Annotated in this window: 1 protein-coding gene and 1 pseudogene; both read left to right on the top strand. The window is 71.4% G+C overall.

Translation table 11 applies throughout. From position 1 onward, the window contains the following. Positions 1 to 2,242: discoidin domain-containing protein (locus tag CCN39_RS45825; RefSeq protein WP_208630672.1), on the top strand; the 2,242-nt coding region annotated here is incomplete at its 5' end. A gap of 357 nt (positions 2,243 to 2,599) precedes the next feature. Continuing rightward, positions 2,600 to 3,084, top strand: a pseudogene (locus CCN39_RS45820) (hypothetical protein); the annotation flags it as partial.

The following is a 3,084-nucleotide window of genomic DNA, read 5'->3' as shown; positions in this document are numbered from 1 at the left end:
GCTCGGCGACGTCCGCGTCGACACGAAGGTGCCCGACGCGAAAACCGCCGAGGTGACGCTCACCGTCCCGGTGCGCAACGCCGCCGCGACCGCCCAGCGCGTCAAGGTCACCGCCGCGTTCGGCGCGGTGAACCTGGCGGCGACCGTGACGATCCCGGCCGGGCAGGCCACCGACGTCGTGTTCCCGAAGCAGCGGATGGAGAACGCGAAGCTGTGGTGGCCCAACGGCTACGGCGACCCGAACCTCCACGACCTCACGCTGACCGCGGCGATCGGCGCCACCACGAGCGACCGCCGGACCGTCAAGATCGGCCTGCGCGAGATCGGCTACCACTACGACCTGCCGATCGTCATCGCCGACGGCCGCGCCACCCAGACCGTCGAGCTCGGCCCGCAGAACGCCCGGTTCGTCCGCATGCAGGGGCTCAAGCGCGCCACCGGCTGGGGCTTCTCGCTCTGGACGATGTCCGTGCCGGACGGCTCGGGCGCCGACCTGGCCCAGGGCAAGCCGGCCCGGTCGTCGTCGGTGGCCGACGGCAACCCGCCCGAGCGCGCCTTCGACGGCGACCCGAACACGCGCTGGACGTCGGAGTACAGCGACAACCAGTGGCTGCAGGTCGACCTCGGCACCGCGACGGCGTTCGACCGGGTGGTCCTGACCTGGGAAACCGCTTACGCGGCGACCTTCGAAATCCAGGTGTCGCAGGATGGCGACACCTGGACCGAAGCCGCGTCGGTCGACAACAGCCCGAAGCCGCTGACGTTCCTGGTCAACGGCGTCAAGATCTTCGCCCGCGGCGGCAGCTGGGGCTGGGACGAGCTGCTGCGCCGGATGCCGGCCGAGCGGGCCGACGCCGTCGTCGCGATGCACCGCGACATGAACTTCACGCTGATCCGCAACTGGGTCGGGTCGTCGTACCGGCCGGAGCTGTTCGACGCCTGCGACAAGTACGGCATCCTGCTGTGGAACGAGTTCTGGGACGGCTGGTCGACCGACCCGGCCAACCACGACATCTTCCTGGCCCAGGCGAAGGACACGGTGCTGCGCTACCGCCACCACGCGTGCGCGACCGTCTGGTTCGGCTGCAACGAAGGCACCCCGCCGCCGGTGATCGACAACGCGCTGCGCGACCTCGTCCACACCGAAACCGACCTGCTCTACCAGGGCAATTCGGCGGGCGGCGTGATCACCGGCGACGGCCCGTACTACTGGCAGGACCCGAAGCGGTACTTCACCGGTGAGGCGACCGGCGGCAAGGCCGGGTTCTGGAGCGAGATCGGCCTGCCGACGGTGTCGGTCGTCGAGAGCATGCGCAACCTGGTCGGTGCCGGTGACCCGGGCTGGCCGATCGGGGCGCCGTGGTTCCTGCACGACTGGTCCACGAACGGGAACCAGTCGCCGCAGAGCTACCTGGCGGCGATCGACGCGCGGCTGGCGCCGTCGACGAGCCTGGCCGAGTTCTGCCGCAAGGCGCAGTTCGTCAACTACGAGAGCATGCGCGCGATCTTCGAGGCGTGGAACGCGAAGCTGTGGAACGACGCCACCGGCGTGCTGCTGTGGATGTCGCACCCGGCGTGGCACAGCACGGTCTGGCAGACCTACGACTACGACCTCGACGTCAACGGCAGCTACTACGGCGCGCGCAAGGGCTGCGAGGCCCGGCACGTCCAGGCCGACCTGACGACGTGGCAGGTGCGGGTGGTCAACCACACGCCGGCCGCGCTGACCGGCGTGACCGCGACGGCCCGGCTGTACGGCCTCGACGGGACGGCGCTCGGCCAGGCTCGGCAGCAGAAGCTCGACGTGGCCCCGGTTTCGGCCGCGGCGGCGTTCCCGGTCCCGTTCGACGACGGCCTGCCGGACCTGCACCTGCTCCGGCTGACCCTGACCGACGGCCGGGGGACGGTGCTGTCGGAGAACACCTACTGGCGCTACCGGACGGACCAGGCGATGCGCGCGCTCAACCAGCTCCCGGGCGCGCGCCTGACGACGTCACTGCGGCCGGACGGAGACGCGTACACGGCGACGATCCGCAACGACGGCCGCACGGTGGCAGCGATGATCCGGCTGTCGCTGCGGGAGAAGAACGGGATTGACCGTGTCCTGCCGACCCGCTACGCCGACAATTACTTCTGGCTGCTGCCGGGGGAGAGCCGCACGGTCCGCGTCGAGCCCCGTCGCCGGGTGCCGAACGCGAAACTGCTGGTGGAGGCGTACAACGTGGCGGCGAAGCTGATCTAGCCGGTTTTTGTCGGACCCCGCCGCTACGCTCGCGGGGCCCGCGAGCGAGGAGTTCCGGTGCGTGGCTGTGGGTCGCGATCCCGGAGCGAGTGGAGGGGTGCCGGGTGTATCCCCTCACCGCCCGCCGACGACCAGCCCGGAGCCGATCCGGGTCTCGGTACTCCTCGCTCGCGGGCCCGGACGGGGGGAGGGGCGGTCATCGAGGAGCTGTACCGGACGGTCCTGGCCAGGGCCGCGTACCAGGACGCGTTCTTCGCGTGGCCCCGCGCGGACCGGGAGCGTTTCGTCGCGCTGCTGCGGACGGCGGATCCGTCGTGGGCGCCGGGTTTCCTGCGCTGGCTGCGAGTGGGGACTCCGATGCGCTACCCGGCCCTGGTCGGGGCGGCGGCCTTCGTGGCCGGGCGGGTGGAGCGGGGCGAGCACGGGGTGTCGCGGGAGGTGATCGCGTCGGTGCTGTGCCGGGCGGACGATCCGGGACTCTTGCTGGCGTACTGGGACGTTGCGTACGGGCCATCGCTGCCGAAGCCGGTGAAGCGAGCAGCGGCGGACGCGGTGACACGCTTGTACGACGAGCCGGCTCTCCTGGCGTACGACGACGGGGGTCACCACTTCGAGATGGGTTTCGTCCGCGGTGATCTCCCGCGGCACGGCGGGATCGGAACGCCCCGGCCACTGCGGTTCGGCGAGGTGATCAGGCGCGTCCACCCGCGGGCCCGCGACCGGGCCCAGGGCGATCTGTTCCGCTACGCACTGGCCCGGCGGCACGGGAAGGTCCGGTCGGTGCCGGGAACGTTGCCCCTGGCCCGGAGTTGGGCCGGCCCGGCGGCGGGGAGTTCGGGCGG

Origin of the sequence: Amycolatopsis kentuckyensis (assembly GCF_002155975.1) — a bacterium.
Taxonomy (GTDB): domain Bacteria; phylum Actinomycetota; class Actinomycetes; order Mycobacteriales; family Pseudonocardiaceae; genus Amycolatopsis; species Amycolatopsis kentuckyensis.
The sequence above is the reverse complement of the archived record's forward strand: the minus strand, read 5'-3'. Positions and strand labels throughout refer to the sequence as shown.